We start from the raw sequence: 644 nt of genomic DNA, 5'->3' as shown, positions 1-644 counted from the left end.
GACCGCCGGCATGGAGGCCTCCGGCACCGGTAATATGAAGCTCGCGCTCAACGGCGCGCTGACCATCGGCACGCTCGACGGCGCCAATATCGAAATCCGCGATGCCGTCGGCCCCGAGAACATCGCGATCTTCGGCCTCGAGGCCGGCGACGTCATGGTCCGCCGCAAGCAGGGGCTGGATGCCAGCGACGTCATCCGCAAATCGCCGCGGCTGGAGCGCGCGATCCGCGCCATCGAAAGCGGCGAGTTCTCGCCCGGCGATCCCGCCCGCTTCGCCTCCATCGGCCACGCGCTGCGCTATCTCGACCATTACATGGTCTCGGCCGATTTCGATTCCTATTACGACGCGCAGCGCGGCATCGACGCGCGCTGGCAGGTGATCCCGGCCTGGACCCGCGCCTCGATCCTCAACGTCGCGCGGATGGCCTGGTTCTCCTCCGACCGCACCATCCGCGAATATGCCGAGGACATCTGGCACGTGCCGGTGCACCCGAGCGCATCGCCGCAGATCGGCTCGCAGCGCGAGGCGAAGGGATAATCCCGGGGCGCGGAAATCAATGACGCCTGGCGTCATTGAATTCGGCGCTGTCGCTCGCGATATTGTATGTCGAGCGTCATTGCGAGCAAAGCGAAGCAATCCATCA

At 65.7% G+C, this 644-nt stretch carries 1 protein-coding gene; it reads left to right on the top strand.

Going from position 1 to position 644, the window contains the following annotated elements:
• The coding region (locus tag J6500_RS31610; protein WP_225716596.1) for a glycogen/starch/alpha-glucan phosphorylase at nt 1-538 on the top strand (538 nt) is incomplete at its 5' end.
• Between the last annotated feature and the right edge of the window lie 106 nt (nt 539-644).

Source organism: Bradyrhizobium semiaridum, assembly GCF_020329505.1.
GTDB classification, from domain to species: Bacteria; Pseudomonadota; Alphaproteobacteria; order Rhizobiales; family Xanthobacteraceae; genus Bradyrhizobium; species Bradyrhizobium semiaridum.
Note: the sequence above shows the minus strand (reverse complement) of the source record. Positions and strands in the feature narration are given on the sequence as shown.